Source organism: Pseudonocardia sp. (assembly GCF_050246655.1).
Taxonomy (GTDB): domain Bacteria; phylum Actinomycetota; class Actinomycetes; order Mycobacteriales; family Pseudonocardiaceae; genus Pseudonocardia.
On record NZ_JBFWVQ010000030.1, the window covers coordinates 30,197 to 55,412 of the forward strand.

The 25,216-nt window shown below is 73.8% G+C and carries 21 protein-coding genes and 1 riboswitch; of the genes, 15 read left to right on the forward strand and 6 right to left on the reverse strand.

Features of this window, described 5'->3' with window-relative positions; translation table 11 throughout:
* Positions 1 to 8: 8 nt before the first annotated feature.
* Entirely contained in the window at positions 9 to 701 is a 693-nt protein-coding gene (locus tag AB7J25_RS12575) for a GntR family transcriptional regulator (RefSeq protein ID WP_428508405.1), read from the forward strand.
* A 68-nt stretch (positions 702 to 769) separates the two neighbouring features.
* On the opposite strand, the gene AB7J25_RS12580 is transcribed toward AB7J25_RS12575, so the two are convergent.
* Positions 770 to 2,413: a flavin-containing monooxygenase gene (locus AB7J25_RS12580; protein WP_428508407.1), complete on the reverse strand. Its 1,644-nt coding sequence runs from the start codon at positions 2,411 to 2,413 to the stop codon at positions 770 to 772.
* Between the two features lie 34 nt (positions 2,414 to 2,447).
* Positions 2,448 to 3,383, reverse strand: a complete 936-nt coding sequence (locus tag AB7J25_RS12585; RefSeq protein WP_428508409.1) for an alpha/beta hydrolase — start codon at positions 3,381 to 3,383, stop codon at positions 2,448 to 2,450.
* Between the two features lie 470 nt (positions 3,384 to 3,853).
* Between AB7J25_RS12585 and AB7J25_RS12590 the strand changes: the two genes are divergently transcribed.
* Entirely contained in the window at positions 3,854 to 5,182 is a 1,329-nt protein-coding gene (locus AB7J25_RS12590; RefSeq protein WP_428508411.1) for a cytochrome P450, read from the forward strand.
* A 119-nt stretch (positions 5,183 to 5,301) separates the two neighbouring features.
* Entirely contained in the window at positions 5,302 to 6,318 is a 1,017-nt protein-coding gene (locus AB7J25_RS12595; RefSeq protein ID WP_428508413.1) for an alpha/beta hydrolase, read from the forward strand.
* Between the two features lie 6 nt (positions 6,319 to 6,324).
* Here AB7J25_RS12595 and AB7J25_RS12600 read toward each other — a convergent pair whose 3' ends face one another.
* Positions 6,325 to 6,774 (reverse strand): nuclear transport factor 2 family protein, encoded by a 450-nt coding sequence (locus tag AB7J25_RS12600; RefSeq protein ID WP_428508415.1) that lies wholly within the window; start codon positions 6,772 to 6,774, stop codon positions 6,325 to 6,327.
* A 311-nt stretch (positions 6,775 to 7,085) separates the two neighbouring features.
* Here AB7J25_RS12600 and AB7J25_RS12605 point away from each other — a divergent pair, with 311 nt between their 5' ends.
* The 6 genes from AB7J25_RS12605 to AB7J25_RS12630 all read left to right on the forward strand — a co-directional run bounded on the left by AB7J25_RS12605 (position 7,086) and on the right by AB7J25_RS12630 (position 11,828).
* Complete coding sequence (locus AB7J25_RS12605; RefSeq protein WP_428508417.1) at positions 7,086 to 7,256, forward strand: hypothetical protein; 171 nt, start codon at positions 7,086 to 7,088, stop codon at positions 7,254 to 7,256.
* Between the two features lie 18 nt (positions 7,257 to 7,274).
* Entirely contained in the window at positions 7,275 to 7,988 is a 714-nt protein-coding gene (locus AB7J25_RS12610; protein WP_428508419.1) for a 4'-phosphopantetheinyl transferase family protein, read from the forward strand.
* Between the two features lie 29 nt (positions 7,989 to 8,017).
* Positions 8,018 to 9,355, forward strand: a complete 1,338-nt coding sequence (locus tag AB7J25_RS12615; protein WP_428508421.1) for a DNA polymerase IV — start codon at positions 8,018 to 8,020, stop codon at positions 9,353 to 9,355.
* Between the two features lie 80 nt (positions 9,356 to 9,435).
* Positions 9,436 to 10,113, forward strand: a complete 678-nt coding sequence (locus AB7J25_RS12620; protein WP_428508423.1) for a hypothetical protein — start codon at positions 9,436 to 9,438, stop codon at positions 10,111 to 10,113.
* Positions 10,110 to 10,709 carry a hypothetical protein gene (locus tag AB7J25_RS12625; protein WP_428508425.1) on the forward strand — a complete coding sequence of 200 codons (600 nt, stop codon included), beginning with the start codon at positions 10,110 to 10,112 and terminating at the stop codon, positions 10,707 to 10,709. Before AB7J25_RS12620 ends, AB7J25_RS12625 begins: the two co-directional genes overlap by 4 nt.
* A 102-nt stretch (positions 10,710 to 10,811) precedes the next feature.
* Complete coding sequence (locus AB7J25_RS12630; protein WP_428508427.1) at positions 10,812 to 11,828, forward strand: LLM class flavin-dependent oxidoreductase; 1,017 nt, start codon at positions 10,812 to 10,814, stop codon at positions 11,826 to 11,828.
* Between the two features lie 11 nt (positions 11,829 to 11,839).
* On the opposite strand, the gene cobI is transcribed toward AB7J25_RS12630, so the two are convergent.
* The 3 genes from cobI to AB7J25_RS12645 all read right to left on the reverse strand — a co-directional run bounded on the left by cobI (position 11,840) and on the right by AB7J25_RS12645 (position 16,920).
* Positions 11,840 to 12,577, reverse strand: a complete 738-nt coding sequence (cobI, locus tag AB7J25_RS12635) for a precorrin-2 C(20)-methyltransferase (RefSeq protein ID WP_428508429.1) — start codon at positions 12,575 to 12,577, stop codon at positions 11,840 to 11,842.
* Entirely contained in the window at positions 12,574 to 16,314 is a 3,741-nt protein-coding gene (gene cobN, locus AB7J25_RS12640; protein WP_428508431.1) for a cobaltochelatase subunit CobN, read from the reverse strand. The genes cobI and cobN overlap by 4 nt, the downstream gene beginning before the upstream one ends.
* A 51-nt stretch (positions 16,315 to 16,365) precedes the next feature.
* A riboswitch (cobalamin riboswitch) is annotated at positions 16,366 to 16,469 on the reverse strand.
* Positions 16,470 to 16,485: 16 nt separating this feature from the next.
* Complete coding sequence (locus AB7J25_RS12645; protein ID WP_428508433.1) at positions 16,486 to 16,920, reverse strand: DUF2000 family protein; 435 nt, start codon at positions 16,918 to 16,920, stop codon at positions 16,486 to 16,488.
* A gap of 50 nt (positions 16,921 to 16,970) precedes the next feature.
* Between AB7J25_RS12645 and AB7J25_RS12650 the strand changes: the two genes are divergently transcribed.
* The 6 genes from AB7J25_RS12650 to metH all read left to right on the forward strand — a co-directional run.
* Positions 16,971 to 17,753, forward strand: a complete 783-nt coding sequence (locus AB7J25_RS12650) for an AraC family transcriptional regulator (RefSeq protein WP_428508435.1) — start codon at positions 16,971 to 16,973, stop codon at positions 17,751 to 17,753.
* Positions 17,754 to 17,805: 52 nt separating this feature from the next.
* Complete coding sequence (locus AB7J25_RS12655; RefSeq protein WP_428508437.1) at positions 17,806 to 18,273, forward strand: MarR family winged helix-turn-helix transcriptional regulator; 468 nt, start codon at positions 17,806 to 17,808, stop codon at positions 18,271 to 18,273.
* 73 nt (positions 18,274 to 18,346) lie between these two features.
* Positions 18,347 to 19,438 carry an NAD(P)/FAD-dependent oxidoreductase gene (locus AB7J25_RS12660; protein ID WP_428508439.1) on the forward strand — a complete coding sequence of 364 codons (1,092 nt, stop codon included), beginning with the start codon at positions 18,347 to 18,349 and terminating at the stop codon, positions 19,436 to 19,438.
* Positions 19,435 to 20,361 (forward strand): LLM class flavin-dependent oxidoreductase, encoded by a 927-nt coding sequence (locus AB7J25_RS12665; RefSeq protein WP_428508441.1) that lies wholly within the window; start codon positions 19,435 to 19,437, stop codon positions 20,359 to 20,361. The genes AB7J25_RS12660 and AB7J25_RS12665 overlap by 4 nt, the downstream gene beginning before the upstream one ends.
* A 143-nt stretch (positions 20,362 to 20,504) precedes the next feature.
* The gene (locus tag AB7J25_RS12670; RefSeq protein ID WP_428508443.1) at positions 20,505 to 21,692 is read left to right on the forward strand and encodes a phosphodiester glycosidase family protein; all 1,188 of its coding nucleotides are present in this window, start codon (positions 20,505 to 20,507) and stop codon (positions 21,690 to 21,692) included.
* Positions 21,693 to 21,806: 114 nt separating this feature from the next.
* A partial coding sequence (gene metH / locus AB7J25_RS12675) for a methionine synthase (RefSeq protein ID WP_428508445.1) occupies positions 21,807 to 25,216 on the forward strand: 3,410 nt, incomplete at its 3' end.

Sequence of the window (25,216 nt, forward strand, 5' to 3'; positions counted from 1 at the left end):
ATGGGACGGTGGATCAGGCAGGCGGCGCGTCGGCGTCGTTCGAGGCACCGCCGACGCGCCGGGAGGCGGTCGCCCAGCGGCTGCGCAGCGAGATCGTCTCGGGCGCGTTGCCGTCCGGCTCGGTGCTCAAGGACGCCGAGCTCGCGGCCCGGCTCGGGGTGAGCATCACCCCGGTCCGGGAGGCGATCACGCAGCTGGCGGCGGAGGGGCTGATCGACATCTCCCCCAACCGCACCCGCAAGGTCGCCGGGCTGAGCCAGAAGCAGGCCCTGGAGCTGGTCGACGTGATGCGGCTGCTCGCCTGCGAGGGGTTCGAGCGCGGCGTGGAGAACCTCACCGACGAGCACATCGCGAGCATGCGCAAGCGCTACACCGAGTACGTGGACGCGCTGGGCCGCGGCGACATCACGACGGCCGGGGCCGCGGGTGCGGATTTCAGCACGATCGTCATCATGGCCGGCGGCAACCGCGAGCTGCAGTCGCTGGTCGACCTCGTCGTGACGCGCTCCCTGCGGATCCAGGCGATGGGCGCCGACAGCCCGATCTGGATCCCGTGGGTGAACGGCTACCGGGAGACCCTCGAGCTCCTCGAGGCGGGCGAGCGCCACCGCGCCGTGGCGCGCTACCGCCAGATCTACGCCGACTACCGGACGGCCGTCGAGGAATGGCTCTGGTCCAGCCCCGGCGGCCGGGACGGCTGATCGCCGGCCCGGGGTGCGGACCACGCCGTCCACACCCCGGGCCGGCCGGATGGCACGACACGGCAGGCTCATGCGCTGAGCGAGAAGCCCTCGTATCCGTTGTCGGCGACCGCGTCGCACTTCTTGCGGTACTCGCCGACACCACCCGCGTACGGCATGAACACGCGCGGCTTGCCGGGCACGTTGGCGCCCATGTACCACGAGTTCGCCCGCGGGTAGAGCGTCGCGGAGGCGATCGCGTTGACGTGGTCCACCCAGCCGTCCTGCGCCTGCCGGGTCGGCTCGATCGAGGTCAGCCCGTTCGAGCGCAGGTGTTCGATCACGTCGCAGACCCAGTCGACATGCTGCTCGATCGACACGACCATGTTGGACAGCACCGAAGGGCTGCCCGGTCCCGTGATCATGAACAGGTTCGGGAACCCGGACGAGCTGATGCCGAGGTACGTGCGCGGCCCGGCGTTCCACTCGTCCTTCAGCGCCACACCGCCGCGCCCGCGGATGTCGACGTTGGTGAGCGCCCCGGTCATGGCGTCGAACCCGGTGGCGTAGACGATCGCGTCGAACTCGTACTCGCGTTCGGCGGTACGGATGCCGCGCTCCGTGACCTCGACGAGGGGTTCACGGCGGAGGTTCACCAGGTGCACGTGCTCCTGGTTGTAGGTCTCGTAGTAGTGGGTGTCCAGGCAGGGCCGCTTGGTACCGACCGGGTACTCCGGGCAGAGGTCCTGCGCGGTGACGGGATCGGCCACGATCGACTTGATCTTGCGGTGGATCCAGTCCTTGGCCGTGTCGTTGGCCGCCTGGTCGACGGCGAGATCGGTGAACGAGAGCAGCAGGTTGACCAGGCTCCCGCTCTCCCAGGCCTGCTCGAACACGACGTCCCGCTCGGGCTGCTCGACCTCGAGCGCCGAGCGCGTGGGCAGCGGCACCGGGACCCCGAAGCCGGACTCGCGCTGGGCCGTGCGCCACTCGCGGTAGCCGGCCTTCATCTCGATGATCTCGTCGACGGTGAGCTTGCGGTTGCGCGCGGGAAGGCTGTACGCCGGGGTGCGCTGGAAGACCGTGAGCTCCGCGGCCTGGGCCGCGATCACCGGGATGGACTGCACCGCCGAGGAGCCGGTGCCGATGATCCCCACCCGCTTGCCGGTGAAGTCGACGCCCTCGTGGGGCCAGTGCGCGGTGTGGTAGGTCTCGCCGGCGAAGTCGTCCAGGCCGGGGATCTCGGGCAGCTTGGACGCCGACAGGCAGCCGGTGGCCATCACGAAGTGCTGCGCGGTGACGGTGTCGCCCTTGTCGGTGCGCACGCGCCACCGGCCGGCGGTCTCGTCGTAGTCCGCGGAGGCGACCCGGGTGCGGAAGACGATGTCGCGACGCAGGTCGAAGCGGTCGGCGACGTGCTGGGCGTACCGGAGGATCTCCGGCTGGGTGGGATAGCGTTCCTGCCACTCGAAACGCTGTTCCATGTCGGGATCGAACGAGTACGAGTACGACAGGCTCTCGACGTCCACCCGGGCGCCGGGATAACGGTTCCAGTACCACGTTCCACCGACGTCCGTGCCGGCTTCGAAGACGACCGCCGACACTCCCATGCCGCGCAGCTTGTGCAGCAGGTACATGCCGGAGAAACCGGCCCCGACGACGACCACGTCGACGCTGTCGGGAACGGTGCGAACGGCTTCACGATCCGGGTCTGCTACGGGTGCGGACACCATTGACCTCCTTGTGCGAATTCCGGAACGGCGCCCGTCAGGCGGGCTGCGCGGCGATCTGCTCGTCGATCGCGGCGGCGACGTAGTCCAGGCCGGCGGCACTGCCGGGCAGCAGGTTGACCATCGTGAAGAAGCCGTGCATCTGGCCGTCGAAGCGGCGGTGCCGCACCGGGACCCCGGCCCACGCGAGCCGGCGCGCGTAGGCCTCGCCCTCGTCCTTGAGGACGTCGTGCTCGGCGGTGAGCACGACCGCGGGGGGCAGGCCGGAGAGGTCGGCGGCCTTCAGCGGCGACGCGTCGGTCTCGGCCCGCGCCCCCGGGTCGGGGGCGTAGTGGTCCCAGAACCAGATCATCGAGTCCCGGGAGAGCATGAGCTGGTTGTCCGGGTCGGTGTAGGACTCGTTGTCGACGTCGGCGTCGGTGACCGGGTACACCAGCACCTGCAGGTCGATCGCGGGGCCGCCCACGGCCTTGGCCCGCTGGGCCAGCACCGCGCAGATGTTGCCGCCCGCGCTGTCGCCGCAGACGACCAGCGGCCCGCCGGGGGCGAGGGAGTCGCGGTTCGCGGCCACCCAGTTGAGCGCGGCCCAGGAGTCCTCGATCGCGGTCGGGTAGCGGTGCTCGGGCGCGAGCCGGTAGTCGACCAGCGCGACGGTCATGCCGGTGCGCCGAGCCAGCTCCCGGGCGAGCGTGTCGAAGCCGCTCAGATCACCGAGCACCCAGCCGCCGCCGTGGTAGTAGACGAGCACGCCACGCGGCGACTCCGTCGGGGTCAGGATGCGGACGGGAATGTCGCCACCGGCCACCTCGACCGTAACGTCCTTGGTCTGGTGCATGTCCGGGCCGGAGCCGTAGAGGTCTCGGAGCGCGGCGATGAGGCCGCGCGCCTCCTCGGGGGTCATCTCGTGCAGGGCCTTGGTTCCGGCCTCGGCCATCTGGGCCAAGAACGACGCCGTGGCGCCATCCAATGCCATCGCGATCTCACCTCGTTGTGCTCGATGGGATTGTGCTCGATGTGGTTGTGCTCGATGGGGATAGAGACTTCTCGGGCAGGAGTCAGCTGGTCGGGCAGAGAGGACCTGTGCGCCACGCGTGGGTGCGCTCACCACTGCGGACGCCAGGTGTCGGACAGCGAGCCGGAATCGCCACCCGCTGTGGTGGGCAGACGGAACGGCTGCCCGGGATCACATCGAAGCTGGTTGAACCCTCAGAAATGTAGGATGCATTCTGCAGCGGGTCAAGCGGACGTCTGGACGCAGCGCCCGGAGCCGGGATTCGGAGGCCCCGCCGCGCCGTGATCGGGGACCGACCTCCCCGGACCGATCTCGCCACGGCGTAGCGTCCGGACGGCCACCCGGGCGGTCACCCTCCGGACGGGTGGCCCAGAGATGTAACCACCGGTAACGTATGGCGTACGGCAGATCACCGGGGAACGGGGAGCGCGATGGCCGGGACGAGGGGTGTGCGGCGCGTGCTCCGGTGGGGTGTGCGGCACGGGCTGATGCGGGCGCTCGCGATGCCCCGCGCACAGCGGGGCGAGTTCGGCGCCCGGATCGTGTTCGACCCGGTGCTCGCCACCGATCCGTTCGCCCTGTACGAGGAGGTCCGGGCCCGCGGGCGCCTCGTCGACACCGGCCTCGCGTTCGCCACCGCCGACCACGCGCTCTCGGTCGCGGTGCTGCGCAGCCCGGACTTCCGCACCGCCGCGAGCACCCCGCCCACGCTGCCGAGGCCGTTGCGGTGGGCGGTGCGCGCCGGCGGGCGGGGCAGCCTCGGGCCCGTCGAGCCGCCGTCGATGCTGGCGATGAACCCGCCGGACCACACCCGCTACCGCAAGCTGGTCAACCGGGCCTTCTCCGCGCGGGCGATCGCGGCGCTGCGGTCGCGCGCGGAGGAGATCGCCGAGGAGCTGCTGGACGGGATGGCCGCGCACGGCCCGCGCACCGACCTCGTCTCGGACTACGCGAGCCTGCTTCCTGCCACCGTCATCGCGGAGATGCTCGGTGCGCCGGTGGAGATGCGCGAGCAGTTCCTGCGCTGGGGGGCGGGCGGGGCGGTGTCGCTCGACATCGGGATCCCGTTCCGCGACTTCCGCGCCGCCGAGCTCGCGATCGACGAGTTCCACCGCTTCATGCTCGGCCAGTTCGAACGCGTCCGCGCCCGTGGCGATCGCGGTGCGGAGGACATCATCACCACGCTCGTCGCCGCCCACGACGCGGGGCAGCTCACCGAGGACGAGCTGAGCAGCATGGCGATGCTCGTGCTGGCCGCGGGCTTCGAGACGACCGTCAACCTCATCGGCAACGGGGTCGTGCAGCTGGCCCGCCACCCCGAGCAGCTCGCCACCCTGCGGGCGCATCCGGAGCAGTGGCCGGTCGCGGTGGACGAGGTGCTGCGCTACGACTCCCCCGTCCAGCGCACGGCCCGGATCGCGGTCCGCGACACCGAGGTGGACGGCATGCACGTGCCTGCCGGGCGCCTGGTGATGCTGCTGCTGGGCGGGGCGAACCGCGATCCCGGGGTGTTCGCCGATCCGCAGCGCTTCGACGTCACCCGCACGGATGCGGGCGAGCACATCGCGTTCTCCAGCGGCGTGCACTACTGCCTGGGCGCCGGGCTCGCCCGCATGGAGGGCGAGGTGGGCCTGCGGGCGCTGTTCCGGCGCTTCCCCGAGCTCACGCTCGACGGCGAGCCGACGCGGCGGCCGACCCGGGTGCTGCGGGGCTACGACGAGGTGCCGGTGCGGCTGGAGCCCGCGTCGGTGTCGGCGTGACGGCCTGATCACCGGGCGGGCCCACAGGCCGCTCCACAGGCCGCGATCGACACGGCCCGCCGACGCACCCGCCGCCTTGGTGGGGGTCGTATGCTGCCGCCATCGACGGCCTCGCTGCAGTGACCCTCATCTCCTGGTGGCCGGTGCGCGGCATCGTGTTGGCCGTCACCGTGCTCGTCGGGTTGCTCCTGCTGCGCTACGCGCGGCGCTACCTGACCATCCTGTTCGCGATGGTGGTCTTCGCCGCCTTCGTGACGGCCGACCTGCTGCTCGCGCAGAACGCCTACTACGGCACCTACCCGACCGTCCGGGCCTGGCTGGAGGACACCCCCGCGGACGAGGTGAAGGAGCCGCTGCCCGCGGCGCCGGACCAGGGGATGATCCTGCCGGTGCGGATCGCGGGCGAGCGGTCGGGGTTCGCGGCACGTCCGGCGCTGGTGTACCTGCCGAGGGCATGGTCCGCCCAGCCCCGGCCGGCGCTTCCGGTGCTGATGCTGCTGCACGCGAGCCCGGGCATGCCGCAGGAGTGGATCGACGGTGCCCAGGTGGCCCAGGTGGCGCAGGCCTGGGCACAGCGCAACGGCGGGGTCGCGCCGGTCCTCGTGATGCCGGACGTGACGGGGGAGGCCGGGCTCGGGGTGTGCGCCGACACGGCCGCAGGCAACGTCGAGACCTATCTGGCCGGGGACGTCCCCGCCTTCCTCCAGGAGGAGTTCGGGACGGCCGCCCCCGGCGCGAAGTGGGCGGTGGCCGGCCACGGAAGCGGTGGCACGTGCGCCGTGACCCTGGCGCTGCGTCACCCGGACCTCTTCCCCACGTTCGCCGCGTTCGGTGCCACGGCCACCGTCACGGACCCGCAGCACGACCCCGTCATGCTGCTCGCCGGCCGCACCTATCCCGACTCGGCGGCCTGGCTCGCCGACACCGATCCCCCGGCCGGCGTGACCGCCCAGCTCGTCGGCCTCGCGCGGGGCGCGGGCGTCGCCGCCTGCCAGGTCACCCGCGCCGGTGCCCCACCGGGGCTCGCGACGTGGGGCACGCAGCTGGCCGAGGCGCTGCCCTGGCTCGCGGCGCGGACGGGCCTCGTCCCCGAGACACCCGAGATGCTGGCGGTGTGCGCGCCCCTCACCGGGTGAAGGGGGTCAGCGCGCCCGGTGCCGCTCGTCGCCCGGCGCGCTGTAGCCGCGGGCGACGTAGGGAAAACCGTCCAGCTCGGTGGTGGCGGGCTCCTGCCGGTAGTAGGAGCGGATCTCGTGGATCAGGCCGCCGCGGAAGGTGAACCACTCCGCGCCGCGGGTGGCCACCCGCGGCGCGCCACCCGGCGGTGTCCAGCACATCGTCCACTCGATGACGGCCTCGTCCGGGCCTTCGAGGCAGTGGTCGACCAGCCACCGCGCGTCCAGCATGGACTGCACCTTGCGCCAGTAGCGCGCGAGGTGCTCGGCGCCGCCGACCGGTGTGGAACCGGGGTTCGGCGCGAGGAAGTAGTGGACGACGTCCGGGTGCATCGTGGCGATCATGGCCTCGACATCGCCACTGCTGCAGCCGTCGTAGTAGCGGGTGATCGTGTCGAGGTGGGACGCCCGGGTCACCCCTGCGAGGCTAGAGAAGAAATCACTGGTGCGGTGGGCCCAGGCCCGCCTAGCGTGTCGGTCATGCGCCTGCGCTGACACCTCGTCGCGATGCCGCCGGACATCCGCCGTCGCGACCTCCCGGCCGCCTTCGCCAGGGCGGCACGCGGTGTGGCCCGCTACGTGCCCGCCGCGTACGGGTGCCCGCGGCGCGCGTGTCGTGCTTCCCGTGTGTCGCGGGCACCCGTCTCCTCGTCCCGTGCCCGGTCGCCGTACCGGGCACCCACGACCCGGCCGGCCCGGTCGCCGGCCGTCCCGCACAGGAGGCGCTCATGCCTGCCCAGCCGTCCCAGCCCCAGCCCACCAACCGCGCGGAGCGCCGCGCCGCCCGTCGCGGCAAGTCCGGCCGCGCCGAGCGTCTGCAGCTGCCCGGAGCGCAGGCGGCGCAGACGCGCGGCATCCAGGGCCGCCGCGTGAACCCGATCCGGCGCACCGGATCCTGACCGTGCGAGGCTCGGGGGATGACCCCCGAGCCGTGCACCGTCCGGTGGGCGTCCCCGGTCGCGCCGGAGGACGCCCCCGGGCTGGTCGCGCTGCTCGACGAGCACGAGCGCGACCGCCTCGCCCGCTTCCGCCGCGCCGCGGACCGGGCCCGCTACCTCGCCGCCCACGCCCTCGCCCGGGTCGTCCTCGCCGAGCTCATCGACGTCGCCCCCGCGGGCGTCGAGTTCGACCGCACCTGCCGCTGCGGCGAGCAGCACGGCAAGCCGGTGGTGCAGGCGGGCTGCCCGCTCGACGCCGTGCCCGGGTTCTCGCTCACCCACGCAGGTGACGTCGTCGGCGTCGCCGTGTGGCGGGACGGGCCGATCGGGCTGGACACCGAGCACGTCCGCTCGATGACCGACCTCGCCGGCATGATCCGCCACGTCGCCTCCCCCGCCGAGACCCCGCACACCGGGCCTGCCACGCCCGACGCGTTCTTCACCGCGTGGACGCGCAAGGAGGCGCTGCTCAAGGCCACCGGAACCGGCCTGGCCGCGCCGATGGCGGCCATCACGCTGGAGGGTCCGCGCGTGGTCGCGTGGTCCGGAGAGCGCGCACCCGCGGCGCCGATGTGGCTGCGCGACCTGCGCCCCGCCCCCGGCTACACGGGCGCGGTCGCCGGGGCAGGCCCGGTCGCACCGCCGGTGGCGGAGCTCCGCGGCGACCACCTGCTCCGCGCCGCCGCCCGCTGAACGTCGGTGGTCGCGGCGATGATGGGGCCGTGACCGACCCGGCCGACCTGGAGGACCGCTCCGGGCGCTGGGTGCTGCACCTGGACATGGACGCGTTCTTCGCCGCCGCCGAACAGCTCACCCGCCCGACGCTGCGCGAACGTCCCGTCCTGGTCGGGGGGCTCGGACCGCGGGCCGTCGTCGCGGGGGCGAGCTACCAGGCCCGCGTGTTCGGGGCGCGCTCGGCGATGCCGATGGGGCAGGCGCGCAGGCTCTGCCCGCACGCCGTCGTGGTCCCGCCGCGAGGGGCGGTGTACCGGGCGCTGTCGGAGGACGTGATGGCGGTTCTCGCCGACGCCGCGCCGGTCGTCGAGCCCGTGTCGCTGGACGAGGCGTTCCTCGAGCCGCCCGCGCTCGCCGGGGCCTCCGTCGCCGAGGTGGTGGGGTTCGCGACCGCGCTGCGCACCGCCGTCCTGGCCCGCACGGGGCTGCCCGGCTCGGTCGGGGCGGGGTCGGGCAAGCAGGTCGCGAAGATCGCCTCGGATCTCGCCAAGCCGGACGGCCTGCGCGTCGTCGGCCCCGCCGAGGAACGGGCCGTGCTCGCGCCACTGCCCGTCCGGTCGCTGTGGGGCGTCGGCCCGGTGGCGCAGGCCGCACTCGGCAAGGTCGGGGTCGCGACGATCGGCGAGCTCGCCGCGATGGACCTGCGCGAGGTCACCGGCCTGCTCGGCGGGGCGGTCGGCGGCGAGCTGCACCGGCTCGCCCGCGGCATCGACGAGCGGCCCGTCGCGCCGCGGGGTGCCGCGAAGCAGGTGAGCGCCGAGACGACCTTCGACGCCGACCTCACCACCATGTCCGCCGTCCACGACGCCGTCGCCCGGATGGCCGAGGCCGCGCACCGGCGGCTCGTCGAGTCCGGGCGCGCCGCGCGCACCGTCAGCGTCAAGATCCGGTCGGCGGACTTCACCACCGCCAGCCGCTCCGAGACCGCCGCCGTCGCGAGTACCGATCTCACCACGCTCACGGCCGTCGCGCAGAGGCTGGCCCGCGGAGCCGTGCCCGAGGGCGGCGTGCGGCTCATCGGCGTCTCCCTCGCCGGGCTCTCCGACGCCGCACCGCCCACCCTCTTCCCCGCGCTCGTCGAACCGGTCGAGCCCGTGGCGCCGCAGGCGACGGCGGAGCAGCCGCACGTCGCGGCCGAGCGGCCGTGGCGGGCCGGGGACGACGTCCGCCACGCCGCGCACGGGCACGGCTGGGTGCAGGGCGCGGGGCACGGGCGGGTCACCGTCCGGTTCGAGACCCGCTCCACCGGGCCGGGCCGCGCCGTCACCCTCGCGGCGGACGATCCCGATCTCCTGCGGGCCGATCCGCTGGACAGCCTGCGCTGAGCCGATGTTTCCGAAGCGTGACGACCGGCTATCCGTGCGGCATCACTCGATCGAGTGATTCATACGAAGAGGAGGGGCAGATGGACTCCATCGTCCTCGTCGTCATCGTGGTCGCGCTCGTCCTCGTCCTCGCCGCCGCGGGCCTGCTGATGGCCCGCCGCAGGCGCTCGGACAAGCTGCGCAGGCACTTCGGGAGCGAGTACGAGCGCACCGTCGCCGAGTCCGGCGACCGCAAGGCCGCCGAGGCCGCGCTCGCCGATCGTGAGCGCCGCCACCGCGATCTCGACATCCGCACGCTGCGGCCCGAGGAGCGCGACGGCTACCGGCGCGAGTGGGAGTCGGTGCAGGCCGGGTTCGTCGACGATCCGGCGGGAGCGCTGCGCGAGGCCGACGCGCTCGTCGTCGAGATCATGCGCACGCGCGGCTACCCGGTCGACGACTTCGACCGCCGCGCCGAGGACATCTCCGTCGCGCATCCCGAGGTGGTCCACCACTACCGCGAGGCGCGCGCGGTCCACGACGCCTCGGGCGACGGCGGTGTCGACACCGAGCGGCAGCGCCACGCCCTCACCTCCTACCGCTCGCTCGTCGATGCGCTGCTCGGCCATGGCGACAGCGACGAGAGGGACGGCGACAAGAGGGACGGCGACGAGAGGGACGGCGACCGCCCCGGACACCACGCCGCCACGAGCGGGGCGGCGACCGACGGCCACCCGACCAGGAGCCGCACCACCCGCAGCGAGGAGCAGGCCCGATGAGCATCTTCAAGTCCACGCACGACGAGACCACCGGTCGCGCCGACGAGGAAGGCACGGCTACGGAGCCCACCCGCTCCGACGTCCCGCCGGACGAGCAGCTCGCCGACCCGGACGGGCAGTCCCGGAGCTCCCTCGAGGGCGACCTCGCCGCCGAGGGTGCCGCCCGCACCGAACGCGAGGGCGCGCAGGGCGCCGGCGAGCAGCCGGTCGAGCAGTCCCCGCCCGGCGGCTCCGGCGAGGAGCGTGGGGACGCCGCGGCGGGACCGGGGACGAACGGCGCAGCGGCGGGGCGCACCGCCGCCACCGGCGGGGCCCGGACGGACGACACGCCCGAACGGCTGGTGCCACGGGAACGCGCCGAGGACTACACGTCGCGCTGGGACCGGGTGAAGAGTGGATTCGTCGACGAGCCGCGACAGGCGGTCGGCGAGGCGGACGCCCTGGTCGGGGAGCTGCTCGACGAGCTGCAGGCGCTGTTCGCCGAGCAGCGCCGACGCCTGGAGCACGGCTTGGACTCCGACAGCACGTCCACGGAGGACCTGCGGCTCGCGCTGCGCCGCTACCGCAGCTTCTTCGATCGTCTCGTCGCGTTCTGACGGCACCCTTCGTTCCCCGCGACGGGCGCCACCGGGCAGACTCGGCAGGCAGGCGCAGCCCTCGACGGCGCGTGGCTGCCGAGTCCCCCGAAGGAGCGCCGTATGCCCGTCCCGTCCGTGCCGTTGGAGAAGCTCGGCTTCCTCACGATCGGCCTGTTCGACGGCGCCGATCCCGGCCCGGGCCACGAGACGACGCTGCAGGTGATCGAGCTGGGCGAGCGGCTCGGGTTCGACAGCGCCTGGGTGCGCCACCGGCACCTGCAGTACGGCATCTCCTCCCCGGTCGCGCTGCTCGCCGCGGCGACGCAGCGCACGACCCGGATCGCGCTGGGCACCGCGGTGATCCCGCTGGGCTGGGAGAACCCGCTGCGGCTCGCCGAGGATCTCGCGACCGTGGACATCCTCAGCGGCGGTCGGCTGAACCCCGGTGTGAGCGTCGGGCCGCCGATGCGCTGGGACGACGTGCGGGAGGCGCTCTACCCGGAGACCGCGGAGATCGAGAACTTCGGTGACGAGCGCCTGGACCGCCTGGTGCGGTTCGTCGGCGGCGAGCGGGCGTCCGCGTTCCGCGGCACGGAGGGGTTCGAGGTCTTCTCCGACCGGGTCGAGCCGCACTCCCCCGGCCTGCGGGAACGCCTCTGGTACGGCGCGGGAAGCGTCTCGTCGGGCCGGCGGGCGGGCGCGCTGGGGATGAACCTGTTGACCAGCAACGTCGTCAAGGCCGTCCCGGGAGCGCCGCCGGACTTCGCCCGGCTCCAGCTCGACGTCATCGAGGCGTTCCGCGCGGCCCGTCCGCAGGGACGGGTCTCGCAGGGCCTCGTCGTCATCCCGACCGACTCCGCCACTCCCGAGCAGCGCGCGAAGTACGACGCGTACGTCGCCGCGCGCACCCCGCGCACCGCCGAGCCCCAGGGTCCGGCGGGACTGCTGTTCGCGCGCGATCTCGTCGGGCCCTCGAAGCGGATCGCCGAGGGGCTGTACGCGCACGCGGCGTTCCGGGAGGTGCGTGAGGCGGTGTTCGCGCTGCCCTTCAGCTTCGCGCCCGAGGACTACGTCCAGATCCTCACCGACATCGCGACGCACCTCGGCCCGGCGCTGGGCTGGCGGCCGACCGGCTGATCAGGTCGCGGTCACAGGGCACTCCCCCGGCCGCCGCGGCGGGGCGCGACGATCAGCGTCGAGAGGTACGGTCCCGCGACATCCGGGTCGAGGTCGCAGGCGGGTCGGATCTCCTCGCCGGGCAGGCCCAGCGCGGCGCCGTAGACGGCGTCGTCGAGCCGGCCCGTCTCGCGCAGCACGGCGAGCGCCTCGGGCAGCAGCCGGCCGAACTTGTAGGCCACCACGGCGTCGAACCGCTCCAGCGCGTCCCGGAACCGCTCCGCACCGGCCGTCATCGGGAAAAGGGCCAGCGACTCGCGGCCCTCCACCAGCGGTGTCCCGGTGCGCGCGGCGAGATCCTGCATGGCGGTGATACCGGGGACGAGCTGCACGTCGAGGTCGCCCAGCAGGCCGCGCACCGTCGCGGCGAGGTAGGTGAAGGTGGAGTAGACGCAGGGGTCGCCGATCGTCGCGAACACCGCCGTGGCACCCGGATGGGCGGCGAACCAGGCCGCCACCTGGGTCGCGGCGGCGTCCCAGGCCCGCTCCCGTGCCGGCCCGTGGACGCGGTCGTGGAGGGCGAACTCGACCCGCTCGATCCGCCACGCCTCGGCGTAGTGCAGCACGGTGGCCTCGGCGCGACCGGTGCCGGGGTCTCCTGCCGCCACCGGCACGAACACGACGTCCGCCTTGGCCAGCAGGTTCGCCGCCTTGACCGTGAGCAGCTCCGGGTCGCCGGGCCCGACCCCGACGCCGACCAGGGTGTTCATGCGGTGCCCTCCTCCAGGTCGCCCTCGAGCTCGAGGTAGGTGCGCCGCAGCCGGTCCAGGACCGCGTCGTCCGGCCGGGCCCACATGCCGCGCTCGGCGGCTTCGAGGAGCCGCTCGGCGATGCCCCGCAGCGCCCACGGGTTCGACCGCTCCATGAACGCGCGGTTCCGCTCGTCGAACACGTACTCCTCGGCGAGCGTGGCGTACATCCAGTCGTCGACGACGCCCGCCGTGGCGTCGTAGCCGAACAGGTAGTCCACGGTGGCGGCCAGCTCGAAGGCGCCCTTGTAGCCGTGGCGCTGCATCGCGGCGACCCACTTCGGGTTGACCACCCGCGCCCGGAACACCCGCTTCGTCTCCTCGGCCAGCGTGCGGGTGCGCACGGCGTCCGGGACGGCGGAGTCGCCCACGTACGCCGCGGGCGAGCGGCCGGCCAGAGCGCGGACCATCGCGACCATGCCGCCGTGGTACTGGAAGTAGTCGTCGGAGTCGACGATGTCGTGCTCGCGGGTGTCCTGGTTCTTCGCGGCGACGGCGATGCGCCGAAACGACGCCTCCATGTCCGCGCGCGCCTCCCGCCCGTCCAGGCCGCGGCCGTAGGCGTAGCCGCCCCACACCGCGTAGACCTCGGCGAGATCGGCGTCGGAGCGCCAGTTGCGGGCGTCGATGAGCGGCAGCAGGCCCGCCCCGTACGCGCCGGGCTTGGAGCCGAAGATGCGGGCGGTGGCGCGACGGTGATCGCCGTGCGCGGCCACGTCCTCCTCGACGTGGCGATGGACGAGGTTGTCCGGCTCGTCGAGCTTGGCCACCGCGGCGATCGCGTCGTCCAGCAGGGCGATGACGTGCGGGAACGCGTCGCGGAAGAACCCAGAGATGCGGACGGTGACGTCCACGCGGGGCCGTCCCAGCTCCTCGCGGGAGACGATCTCGAACCCGGTGACGCGCCGCGACGCGTCGTCCCAGACGGGGCGGGTGCCGAGCAGGGCGAGGATCTCGGCGATGTCGTCGCCCTGGGTGCGCATCGCGCTCGTGCCCCACACGGTGAGCCCCACGCTCGCCGGGTAGTCGCCGGTGTCGGCGACGTGCCGCGCGAGCAGGGAGTCCGCGAGCGCCTTCCCGACCTCCCACGCGGAGCGCGAGGGGATCGCCTTCGGGTCCACGGAGTAGAAGTTGCGGCCCGTCGGCAGGACGTTCACCAGCCCGCGGGTGGGCGATCCGGAGGGGCCCGCCGGGACGAACCCGCCATCCAGGGCGTGCAGGACGTGCGCGATCTCGTCCGTCGTGCGCTCCAGGCGGGGGACGACCTCCCGGCAGGCGAAGTCGAGCACCGCCGTCACGTCCGGGACGGGCTCGCCCAGCACGTCCGCGGTGACGGTCCCGGCGTCGGTCCAGCCGCGGGCGTCCAGGCCCTCGACGAGGCGGCGGGCGACGGCCTCCAGCACGTCCACCAGGTCGGACGCGGTGGCGGCCGGGCCACCGGCGAGCGTGACCAGCCGGGCGAGGCGCTCCACCTGCTCCCCGGGTGCACCCCGAGCCGCAGTGGGGTGGCTTTGCTCCGGCCCAGGTGCAGTAAAGCCACCCCACTGCGGGGGGGCGGGCGCCGACGTCGGCACCGGTGCACCCGGCACCGCGAGCAGCGCCTGCTCGTCCATCCCCACCCACGCGGCGACCGCCGCCCGCAACCCCGGCAGCGCCGCCGTCCCACCCCAGACCTGCGTGGCCCGCAGGATCGACAGCACGATGTCCACCCGCGCGGGCCCGGCCGGCGCGCCGCCGAGGACGTGCAGCCCGTCGCGGATCTGGACGTCCTTGATCTCGCAGAGATAGCCGTCGACGTGCAGGAGGAAGTCGTCGAAGTCGTCCTCGCCGGGGGCGGCGTCGAGGTGCAGGTCCTGGTGCAGCTGGGCGGCGGTGACGACCTCCCAGATCCGGGCACGCAGGGCGGGCAGCTTCGGCGGGTCCAGCGCCTGCACGGTCGCGTACTCGTCGAGGAGCTGTTCGAGCATCGCGAGCTCGCCGTAGGAGTCCGCGCGGGCCATCGGCGGCACGAGGTGGTCGACGACGACGGCGTGCCCGCGGCGCTTGGCCTGGGTGCCCTCACCGGGGTCGTTGACGATGAACGGGTAGACCAGCGGCAGGGCGCCCAGCACGGCGTCGGGCGCGCAGTGCGCGGAGAGCCCCAGGCCCTTGCCGGGCAGCCACTCCAGCGTGCCGTGCTTGCCGAGGTGGATCACCGCGTCCGCGCCGAAGGAGTGCTCCAGCCAGCGGTAGGCCGCGAGGTAGTGGTGCGACGGCGGCAGGTCCGGGTCGTGGTAGATCGCCACCGGGTTCTCGCCGAACCCGCGCGGGGGCTGGATCATGAGCAGCACGTTGCCGAACCGCAGCGACGCCAGCACGACGTCGCTCCCGTCGACGTAGAGCGAACCCGGCGGCTCCCCCCAGTGCTCGACGATCCGCTCGGCCAGCGGGGCGGGCAGCGTCGCGAACCACGAGCGGTAGTCCGCGAGCGGCACCCGCGTCGGCGCGGCGGCGAGCTGCTCGTCGGTGAGCCATTCGACGTCGTGCCCACCCGCGGCGATGAGCGTGTGGATGAGCGCGTCGGAGTCCTCGGGGAACTCCCCGACGGCATACCCCGCGCGCCGCAGCGCCCGCAGCAGCACCACCGCGGACGCCGGGGTGTCCAGCCCGACGGCGTTGCCCACGCGGGCGTGCTTGGTCGGGTAGCTCGACAACACCACCGCCAGCTTCCGCTCCGCGACAGGCGTGCTCCGCAGCCGCGCGTGGCGCACCGCGAGCCCCGCGAGCCGCGCCGTCCGCTCGGGATCGGCCACGTAGACGGGCAGGTCGTCGCCCGGCGCGGTCTGCTTGAACGAGAACGGCACCGCGACGATCCGGCCGTCGAACTCGGGGATCGCGACCTGCATCGCCGCGTCCATCGGGGAGAGCGCCGCGTCGGAGGCCTCCCAGGTCGCGCGCGTGGTGGTGAGGCAGAGCCCCTGCAGCACCGGGACGTCCAGCGCGGCCAGCGCCCCGGCGTCCCAGGAGTCCTCGTCGCCGCCCGCGCTCGCGCCCGCCGCGACCGTGCCCCCCGCCGCGAGCACCGTCGCCACCAGCGCGTCCGCGTGCCCGAGCAGCTCCAGCAGTTCGTCGGGCGCCCCGCGCAGCGTCGCGCAGTACACCGGCAGCGCGTTCGCCCCCCGTGCCTCGACGGCGTCGCACAGCGCGTCCACGAACGCGGTGTTCCCCGAGAGCGCATGCGCCCGGTAGAACACGACACCCACGGTCGGGCGCGCCGGGTCCTGCAGCCGCGGCCCGTGCACCCCGAAGTCCGGGGCCGGCACCGGCGGGGCGAAGCCGGTGCCCGTGAGCAGCACGGTGTCGGTGAGGAAGCGGTGCAGCTCGCGCAGGTTGTCGAGCCCTCCGGCGGCGAGGTAGGCGAGCGCCTCCGACGCGACGCCCGCCGGCACCGTCGACCGGCCCATCAGCTCGGCGTCCGGGCTCGCCTCGCCGCCCAGCAGCACCACCGGCAGCCCCGAGGCCACCAGCGCGTCCACGCCCTCCGGCCAGGCCCGGCGCCCGCCGAGCAGCCGCAGCACCACGACGCCGACGCCGTCGAGCAGCGCGGGCAGCCCGGCGACGTCCACGCGGGACGGGTTCGCGGTACGCCACGGCTCGCCGCACCGCCGTGCCGCGAGCAGCTCGGTGTCCGCGGTGGACAGCAGCAGGACGGGGATCACGATGCCTCCTGAAAGAGGGTCCGCGCCCTCCTCGTCGCCGGCGAGACGACGGAGGCGAGTGTCTGGCTCCCGGCCCGCGGGCCGGTCACAGTGGCGGGACCGCTCCGGATTCGCACCGGCTTCCTCGCGCTGCCGTCGGATGAAGACGAGACCACACCGGTCCCGCGCCGGTCAACGAGAGGCGCGTCGCCCGAACAGGCGGGCTCCCTTCAGCACCTTGTCGACGCCGTTGCGCGGCCCGTGCACGGCCAGGCCGACGAGATCCAGGTCGGCGCGCGGGACGGCCCGGACGGCGGCGCGGTTCGCCTCGTCGTGGCCGGTGGCGAACAGGTCCGCGGTGAAGATCGCCACGGGCAGGCCGCGCGACACCGCACGGGCGTGCGCGGCCGTCAACACCTCCTTGGAGCCGTCGAGGACGAGGAGGGGCTGGCGGAACATGGGCAGGTAGCGGATCCCGTCGCTGTCGGAGTCCGCGTCGAGGTAGGGCTCGCCGAGCAGCTCGGGGTTCGCGGCGATGCCGCTGCTCAGGAAGGCGGTGACGTTCAGGGCCTGCCAGTCGGCGAGATCGTCCCGCAGCAGCACGGCGATCTTGGTGTCGAAGCGCACGGCCCCGACGATGCGCCCGTCGGGCCGCGCCGGTCTTGTACGTTCCTGACGTGGGCGAGAGCGTTCGCGCCTGGCGGCCCGCGGTGCCCGGTATCGCGGAGGTCTTCCACGCGCACTTCACCGAGCACGCCTACCCGGTGCACACTCACGAGGCGTGGACGCTGCTGCTGGTCGACGACGGCGCCGTCCGCTACGACCTGGACCGCCACGCCAACGCCGCCTCCCCCACCCAGGTGACGCTGCTGCCCCCGCACGTCCCCCACGACGGGCGCGCCGCCACCGCGCACGGGTTCCGCAAACGGGTGCTCTACCTCGACGCGGACGTCCTCGGCGCCGATCTGGCCGGCGCCGCGGTGGACCGCCCCGCGGTCGCGGACCCGTTGCTGCGCAGGCGCGTGCACCAGCTCCACGAGGTGCTGCGAACCCCCGGCGAGGACCTGGAGGCGCAGAGCAGGCTCGCGCTGCTCGGCGAGCGGCTGCGCGAGCACCTGCGCGGGTTGCCCGCCACCGAGCCCCGCCCGGACCGCGGCGTCGCGCGGCGGCTGCGGGAGCTCATCGACGCGCGGATCGCCGACGGGATCGGTCTGGACGAGGCCGGCCGGCTGATCGGCGCCTCGCCGACCCACCTCGTGCGCGCGTTCACCCGCGAGCACGGCGTGGCGCCGCACCGCTACCTCACCGGCCGCCGCGTCGACCTCGCGCGGCGCCTCCTGCTGGACGGCCTGCCCCCGGGAGAGGTCGCGGTCGCCGCCGGGTTCTACGACCAGGCCCACCTCGGCAGGCACTTCCGCCGGCTCGTCGGCATCACTCCCGCTCGCTACGCACGCGGCTAGACCCGATGGTTCGTGGCACGAAATATCTGGGAAGCCGGTGTAGGGTGGCCTAATGGCGAGGGTCGACGGCCCGATCGGCGTGGTCACCGGGCTCGTGCGCACGTCGTTCCTGGTGAACGCCGTCTACGCGCAGTCCAGCCGCGAGCACGGGCTCACCCCGCAGCAGGGGCAGCTGCTCTGCGTGCTGATGTCGCAGCCGTACGGAATGGGCGAGCTGGGCGCCGTACTGGGCCTGGCGAAGTCGAGCATCACCGGGCTGGTCGACCGATCCGAGCGCAACGGCCTGGTCCGGCGGGAGATCGACCAGCAGGACACCCGAGTGGTGCGGGTCGCGCTCACCCCGCACGGCCGCGCGGTCGCCGACGAGTTCTACGCCGAGACCTGCCGACGGATCGACCTGCTCCCGGTGGGGTTCAGCGGTGCGGACCGCGACGCGCTCGCCGGGCTGCTCGGCCGGATCGTGCGGGACAACGAGGTCCCGGTCGTCTTCAAGGACCTGGACGAGGCCACGCACGGATAGCCCTCCGCTTTGCAGTTCGTGCCACGAACTAATACAGTTCGTAGCACGAACTCAACGAGAGGAGCGTGCCGTCATGGGTCGTACGGTCGTGATCGTCGGCGGGGGCTACGGGGGCGCGGCACTGGCCACGGCGCTGGATGCCGAGGCGGACGTCGTCCTGATCGATCCACGTGACGCATTCGTCAACTCCGCGGGCTCCCTGCGCGGGCTGGCCCGGCCCGACTGGGCACACCACCTGTTCTTCCCTTACGACGGGATGCTGAGCCGGGGCACCGTCGTCCGCGACCGGGTCGTCGCCGCGGACCCGGGCGGGGTGACGCTGGCGTCCGGGCGCCGGATCGACGCGGACCACCTGGTCCTGGCGTCCGGTTCCCGCTACCCGTACCCGGCCAAGCCGCGGGCGGACTCCACCGACGAGGCGATCGAGGACCTGCGCCGCACGCACAAGGAGCTGTCCGAGGCCGGCCACGTGCTCGTCCTCGGGGCGGGCGCCGTCGGGCTGGAGCTGGCGGGCGAGATCGCCGAGGTCTGGCCGGACAAGCGGGTGACCGTCCTCGACCCGGCAACCGAGCTGCTGCCCGGCTTCCTGCCGCAGGTGCGCGCGGACCTGCACCGCCAGCTCGAGGAGCGCGGCATCGTGCTGCGGCTGGGCGCCGCCCTGCTCGCGCCGCCGCCCGGCGAGCCCGGCTACGCCCGGCCGTTCACGGTCACCATGTCCGGCGGCGAGGAGGTCACCGCCGACATCTGGTTCCGCGCGTACGGCGTGCAGGTCGACTGCGACTACCTCGCCGACGGCGCGCTCGTCACCCGCACGGCGCGCGGCGAGGTCCCGGTCACCGAGAGCCTGACCGTCCGCGGCTACGACCACGTGTACGCGATCGGCGACGTCACCGACGTCGCCGAGACGAAGCGCGCGGGCCACGCCATGCGGCACGCAGACGTCGTGGCCCGCAACATCGCCGCCCGGCTGCGCGGCGAGCAGCCGACGGCCACCTACCGGCCCTCGACGGAGCCCATGATCCTGCTGCCGCTCGGGCCGCGCGGCGGGGTCGGCCAGCTCCCCGGGCCGGACGGGCCGGGCGCCGTGCCCGCGGCGACGGTCGCCGAGCAGAAGGGCGCCGACCTGTTCACCGAGCGGTTCGCCCGGATGTTCGGCCGCCGATGACCGCGCCGGTCTTCGGCTTCGGCGCGCACAGCACCGTCGACGAGGCCTCCGAGCTGCTGGAGCTGGTCCGCCGCGCCGACGACGACGGGCTCGACGTGTTCTCCCTCTCCGATCACCCCTACCTGGGCGAGCGCCTCGACGCGTACGCCGCGCTCGGGTTCGTGCTCGGCCGCACCCGGCGCATCGCCGGCTTCGCCAACGTCACCAACCCGACCCGGGCACCCGCCCTGCTCGCCCGGACGGTGGCGGCGCTCTCGGCGCTGTCCGGCGGGCGGGTCGTGCTCGGCATGGGCGCGGGCGGGCTGTGGGACCGGATCGCGGACATGGGTCTGCCGCGGCTGTCCCCCGGCGCGGCCGTGGACGCCTTCGAGGAGGCGATCGTGCTGGTCCGCGCGCTCTGTGGGGGCGGACCGCCGGTCACCTTCACCGGCCGCCACCACCGGGTGCACCGGATCGACCCGGCGCCGGTGCCCGCCCCACCGGTGTGGACCGGGTCGGTGGGCAGGCGCTCGCTCGCGGCCACCGGCCGGGTCGCCGACGGCTGGATCCCCGGCCACGCCGCGGACTGGCGCAGCGCCCGGTATCTCAGCTCGCGGCCGGTGATCGACGGGGCGGCGGTCGCGGTGGGCCGCGACCCGGCCGCGGTCCGCACGATCTTCAACCTGCCCGGGCGGATCACAGACCTGCCGCTGCCTGCGCCGCGCGACGGCGACGGCCGGTGGGTCGGCGGCGATGTCGCCCAGTGGGTGGACGAGTTGACCGGCGCCGTGCTGGAGCACGGTGCGTCCGGGTTCCTGCTGTTCTCCCCCGCGGGCGGCACGCCGGACGCGAGGTCGCTCGAGCGCTGGGCCGGGGAGATCGTGCCCGCGGTGCGCGAGGCGGTGGCCACGGAATCGCCGGAGAAGGGCGAGGAGCCGGGATGAGCATCGTCGCGCACCGCGCCGGGCTATCACCCCACGATCGTGGGTCACGTCGCTCGATCCGGCGGTTCACCGCGTCGTTCCCCCACCTCGGCGCCGCCCTGTGATGGGATCCGGCACCGTCGATCACACCAGTGGGGGGACGGATGCGGGCAGGGACTTGGGCGCGCCGGGTGCTCACGGTGGCCGTCGCGATGGGCACCGCGGGGTTCGTCGCGACGGCCGCGCTCGCCACTCCAGCGGTCGCGGCACCGGCGGGCTACGACGGCGTCTCGCACCGCGAGTTCTCCACGACCGCGGGCGGTAGGCCGGTGATGGGCGACGTCGTCGAGGTCGATCTCACCAAGCCCAAGGTGCGCGTCGACCTGCTGGACTCGGGCGTCCTCGCGTCCCGGGCCACCGTCTCGGACATGGCCAACGACGTCGGCGCGGTCGCCGCCATCAACGGCGACTTCTTCGACATCGGGCGCAGCGGCGCTCCCGCGGGCCCGGCGGTGATGGACGGCACGCCGCTCAAGGCGGCCGTCCCCCAGGGCCGCCGCGCGGCACCGCCGGTGGCAGGCGCCGAGCCCGACTACGTCTTCACCGTCGGGCAGGACGGCAAGGCCCGCATCGACCGGCTCCGCCTGGAGGGCACGGTCACGAGCGCCAAGGGTGCGTGGCCGATCGTGGCGCTCAACCAGCACGCCGTCCCCGTCGGCGGGATCGGCGTCTTCACCAACGCCTGGGGCGCCTACGACCGCGCGAGGACGATGTGCGGCAGCGACGCCGACCGCACGGCCCCCTGCGCGGCGGACCGCGTCGAGGTGCTCGTCCGCGACGGCACCGTGGTGAGCAGTGGCCCGGCGAAGGGCGGGGCGATCAAGCCCGGCGACACCGTCCTGGTCGGCCGCGACGGCGGTGCGGCGAAGCTGCGCGGACTCGCCGCCGGGGACGAGGTGACCGTCGACTACGCCCTGGTTCCCGCGAGCGGCGTCGCACCGAGGTTCGCGGTCGGCGGGATGCCGATCGTCGCCGACGGCGTGGCCATCCCCAACCCGATCTCGAACCGGGAGCGCGCGCCGCGCAGCGCCGCTGGCCTCTCGGCGGACGGGAAGAAGATCATGCTCGTGACCGTGGACGGGCGGCAGAGCGACAGCGGCGGGATGACGCTGCCGGAGTTCGCCCGCCAGCTCGCCTCCATGGGCGTCCACGCCGCGGTGAACCTGGACGGCGGCGGCTCATCCACGATGGTCTACCGGGCGCCGGGCACGTCGCGGGTGTCGATCGTCAACGACCCCGCCGACAAGACCCTGAGACTCGTGGCGAACAGCATCGGCGTCTCGATCGGCTGAACCTCGGGCGGGGCGGCGGCCGGGGAAGCTCACGGCGCCCGCCGGCTGTGCAGAACGCCATCCGGCGGCGATACGAACTGTGGGAAGCCACAGATCGATCGTTAGGCTGTGAGGATGCCTGCCGCCCCGCCCGACTCCGCCCTGCTCGACGCGCTCGCCCGGCGCGTGGTCGTCGCCGACGGAGCGATGGGCACGATGCTCCAGGCCGCCGATCTCGTCCTCGACGACTTCGACGGCCTCGAGGGCTGCAACGAGGTCCTGAACGACACCCGCCCCGACGTCGTCTCCCGCATCCACCGCGCGTACTACGAGGCCGGTGCGGATGCCGTCGAGACGAACACGTTCGGGGCGAACCTGCCCAACCTCGGCGAGTACGGCATCGACGGGCGCATCCGCGAGCTGGCCGAGAAGGGCGCCGCGATCGCCCGGCGCGTGGCGGACGAGATGGGCGGCGAGCGCTGGGTGCTCGGTTCCGTCGGGCCCGGCACCAAGCTCCCCACCCTCGGCCACGAGACGTTCGCCCGGCTGCGCGACGCCTACACCGAGTGCGGCCGGGGCCTCGTCGCAGGCGGGTCGGACGCCCTGATCGTCGAGACCTGCCAGGACCTGCTGCAGGCCAAGGCCGCCGTCCACGGGATGCACCGCGCGATGGAGCTCGAGGGCAGGCGCATCCCGATCATCGCCCACGTCACCGTCGAGACCACCGGAACGATGCTGCTCGGCAGCGAGATCGGCGCCGCGCTCACCGCGCTCGAACCCCTCGGCATCGACCTCATCGGGCTGAACTGCGCCACCGGCCCGGACGAGATGAGCGAGCACCTGCGCACCCTGGCCCGCCAGGCGCGCATCCCGCTGTCGGTCATGCCGAACGCGGGCCTGCCCCAGCTCGGCCCGGACGGCGCCGTCTACCCCCTCTCGCCGGACGAGCTCGCCACCGCGCTGGCGTCGTTCGTGCGCGAGTACGGGCTGCGGCTCGTCGGCGGCTGCTGCGGCACCACGCCCGAGCACATCCGGGTGGTGACCGAGGCGCTGCGCGACGTCGCCCCGGTCCCCCGCCATCCGCGTCCCGAGCCGGGGGTGAGCTCCCTGTACTCGGCCGTGCCGTTCCGGCAGGACACCTCCGTGCTCATGGTCGGCGAGCGGACCAACGCCAACGGCTCGAAGGCCTTCCGCGAGGCGATGCTCGCCGAGGACTGGGAGCAGTGCGTCGGCATCGCGCGCGCGCAGACCCGCGAGGGCGCCCACCTCGTCGATCTCTGCGTCGACTACGTGGGTCGCGACGGCGTCGCGGACATGGCGGAGCTGGCCGGACGCCTGGCGACCGCGTCCACGTTGCCGGTGATGCTGGACTCCACCGAGCCCGGCGTGCTGCGGGCTGGCCTGGAACGCCTCGGCGGGCGCAGCATCGTCAACTCCGTCAACTACGAGGACGGCGACGGCCCGGGCTCCCGCTTCCAGCGCACGATGGAGCTGGTCCGCGAGCACGGCTGCGCCGTCGTCGCGCTGTGCATCGACGAGGAGGGCCAGGCCCGCACCGCGGAGTGGAAGGTCCGGGTGGCGGACCGGCTCATCCGCGACCTCACGACCCACCACGGGATGCGCGTGGCGGACATCGTCGTCGACACCCTCACCTTCCCGATCACCACGGGCCAGGAGGAGGTGCGCCGCGACGCGCGGGAGACCATCGAGGCGATCCGCGAGCTGAAGCGCCGCCATCCCGAGGTGCAGACCACCCTCGGTGTCTCCAACGTCTCGTTCGGGCTGAACGCCGCCGCCCGCCAGGTGCTGAACTCGGTGTTCCTGCACGAGTGCGTGGACGCGGGCCTGGACACCGCGATCGTCTCCGCGGCCAAGATCCTGCCGATGGCGAAGATCCCCGACGAGCAGCGGGCGGTCGCGCTGGACCTCGTGTACGACCGCCGCCGTGAAGGCTACGACCCCCTGTCGCGGTTCATGGAGCTGTTCGAGGGGGTCACGGCCTCCTCGGCGAAGGCGGGACGGGCCGAGGAGCTGGCGGCGCTGCCGCTGTTCGAGCGGCTGGAGCGGCGCATCGTGGACGGCGAGCGCCAGGGCCTGGAGGCCGACCTGGACGAGGCGATGACCTCCCGCCCGCCGCTGGAGATCATCAACGACACCCTGCTGTCGGGGATGAAGACCGTCGGCGAGCTGTTCGGCTCGGGCCAGATGCAGCTGCCGTTCGTGCTGGCCAGCGCCGAGGTGATGAAGACGGCGGTGGCCCATCTCGAGCCGCACATGGAGAAGACCGACTCCGAGGGCAAGGGCACGATCGTGCTCGCCACCGTCAAGGGCGACGTGCACGACATCGGCAAGAACCTCGTCGACATCATCCTCACCAACAACGGCTACACCGTGGTCAACCTGGGCATCAAGCAGCCCATCTCCACGATCCTGTCCGCCGCGGACGAGCACCGCGCCGACGCGGTCGGCATGTCCGGGCTGCTGGTCAAGTCCACGGTGATCATGAAGGAGAACCTGCAGGAGATGAACGCGCGCGGGGTCGCGCAGAAGATCCCGGTGCTGCTGGGCGGCGCCGCGCTCACCCGCTCCTACGTCGAGAACGACCTCTCCGAGGTCTACGAGGGCCGCGTCTCCTACGCCCGCGACGCCTTCGAGGGCCTGCGGCTGATGGACGCCACCATGGCCCGCGCCCGCGGGCTCGCGCCCGAGCTGGACGCCACGGAGGAGGCGAAGCGGACCGAGCGCAAGACCCGCCACGAGCGGTCGCAGAGGGTGGCGGCCCGGCGCCGGGCCGCCGAGGCCGAGGCGGCCGGGCCGATCCCGGCGCGCTCCGACGTGGCGCTCGACAACCCGATCCCGACCCCGCCGTTCTGGGGCACCCGCGTGGTGCGCGGCGTCGCGGTCGCCGACTACTCCGGGATGATCGACGAGCGGGCGCTGTTCCTGGGCCAGTGGGGCCTGCGCGGCGCCCGGGGCGGCTCCGGGCCGTCCTACGAGGAGCTGGTGGAGACCGAGGGCCGCCCGCGGCTGCGGTACTGGCTGGAGCGGCTGTCCACCGAGGGGGTGCTGGCGCACGCCGCCGTCGTCTACGGGTACTTCCCGGCCGTGTCCGAGGGGGACGCGCTGGTGATCCTGTCCGCGCCCGAGCCGTCCGCACCGCAGCTGCACCGGCTGGAGTTCCCCCGCCAGCGCCGGGACCGTCACCTCTGCCTGGCCGACTTCTGGCGGCCGCGCTCCCTCGCCGTCGACCGCGGCGAGGTGGACGTGCTGCCCCTGCACCTGGTCACGATGGGCGCGCCCATCGCGGACTACGCCGCCGAGCTCTTCGGCAAGGACGCCTACCGCGACTACCTGGAGGTCCACGGCCTCGGCGTCCAGCTCACCGAGGCGCTCGCCGAGTACTGGCACCGCCGCATCCGCGAGGAGCTGACCTGGGGCCCCGGCGAGGGCGTCGCGACTGTCGCCTCGGAGGACCCGGAGAACGTCGAGGAGTTCTTCAAGCTCGGCTACCGCGGCGCCCGGTACTCGCTGGGCTACGGGGCCTG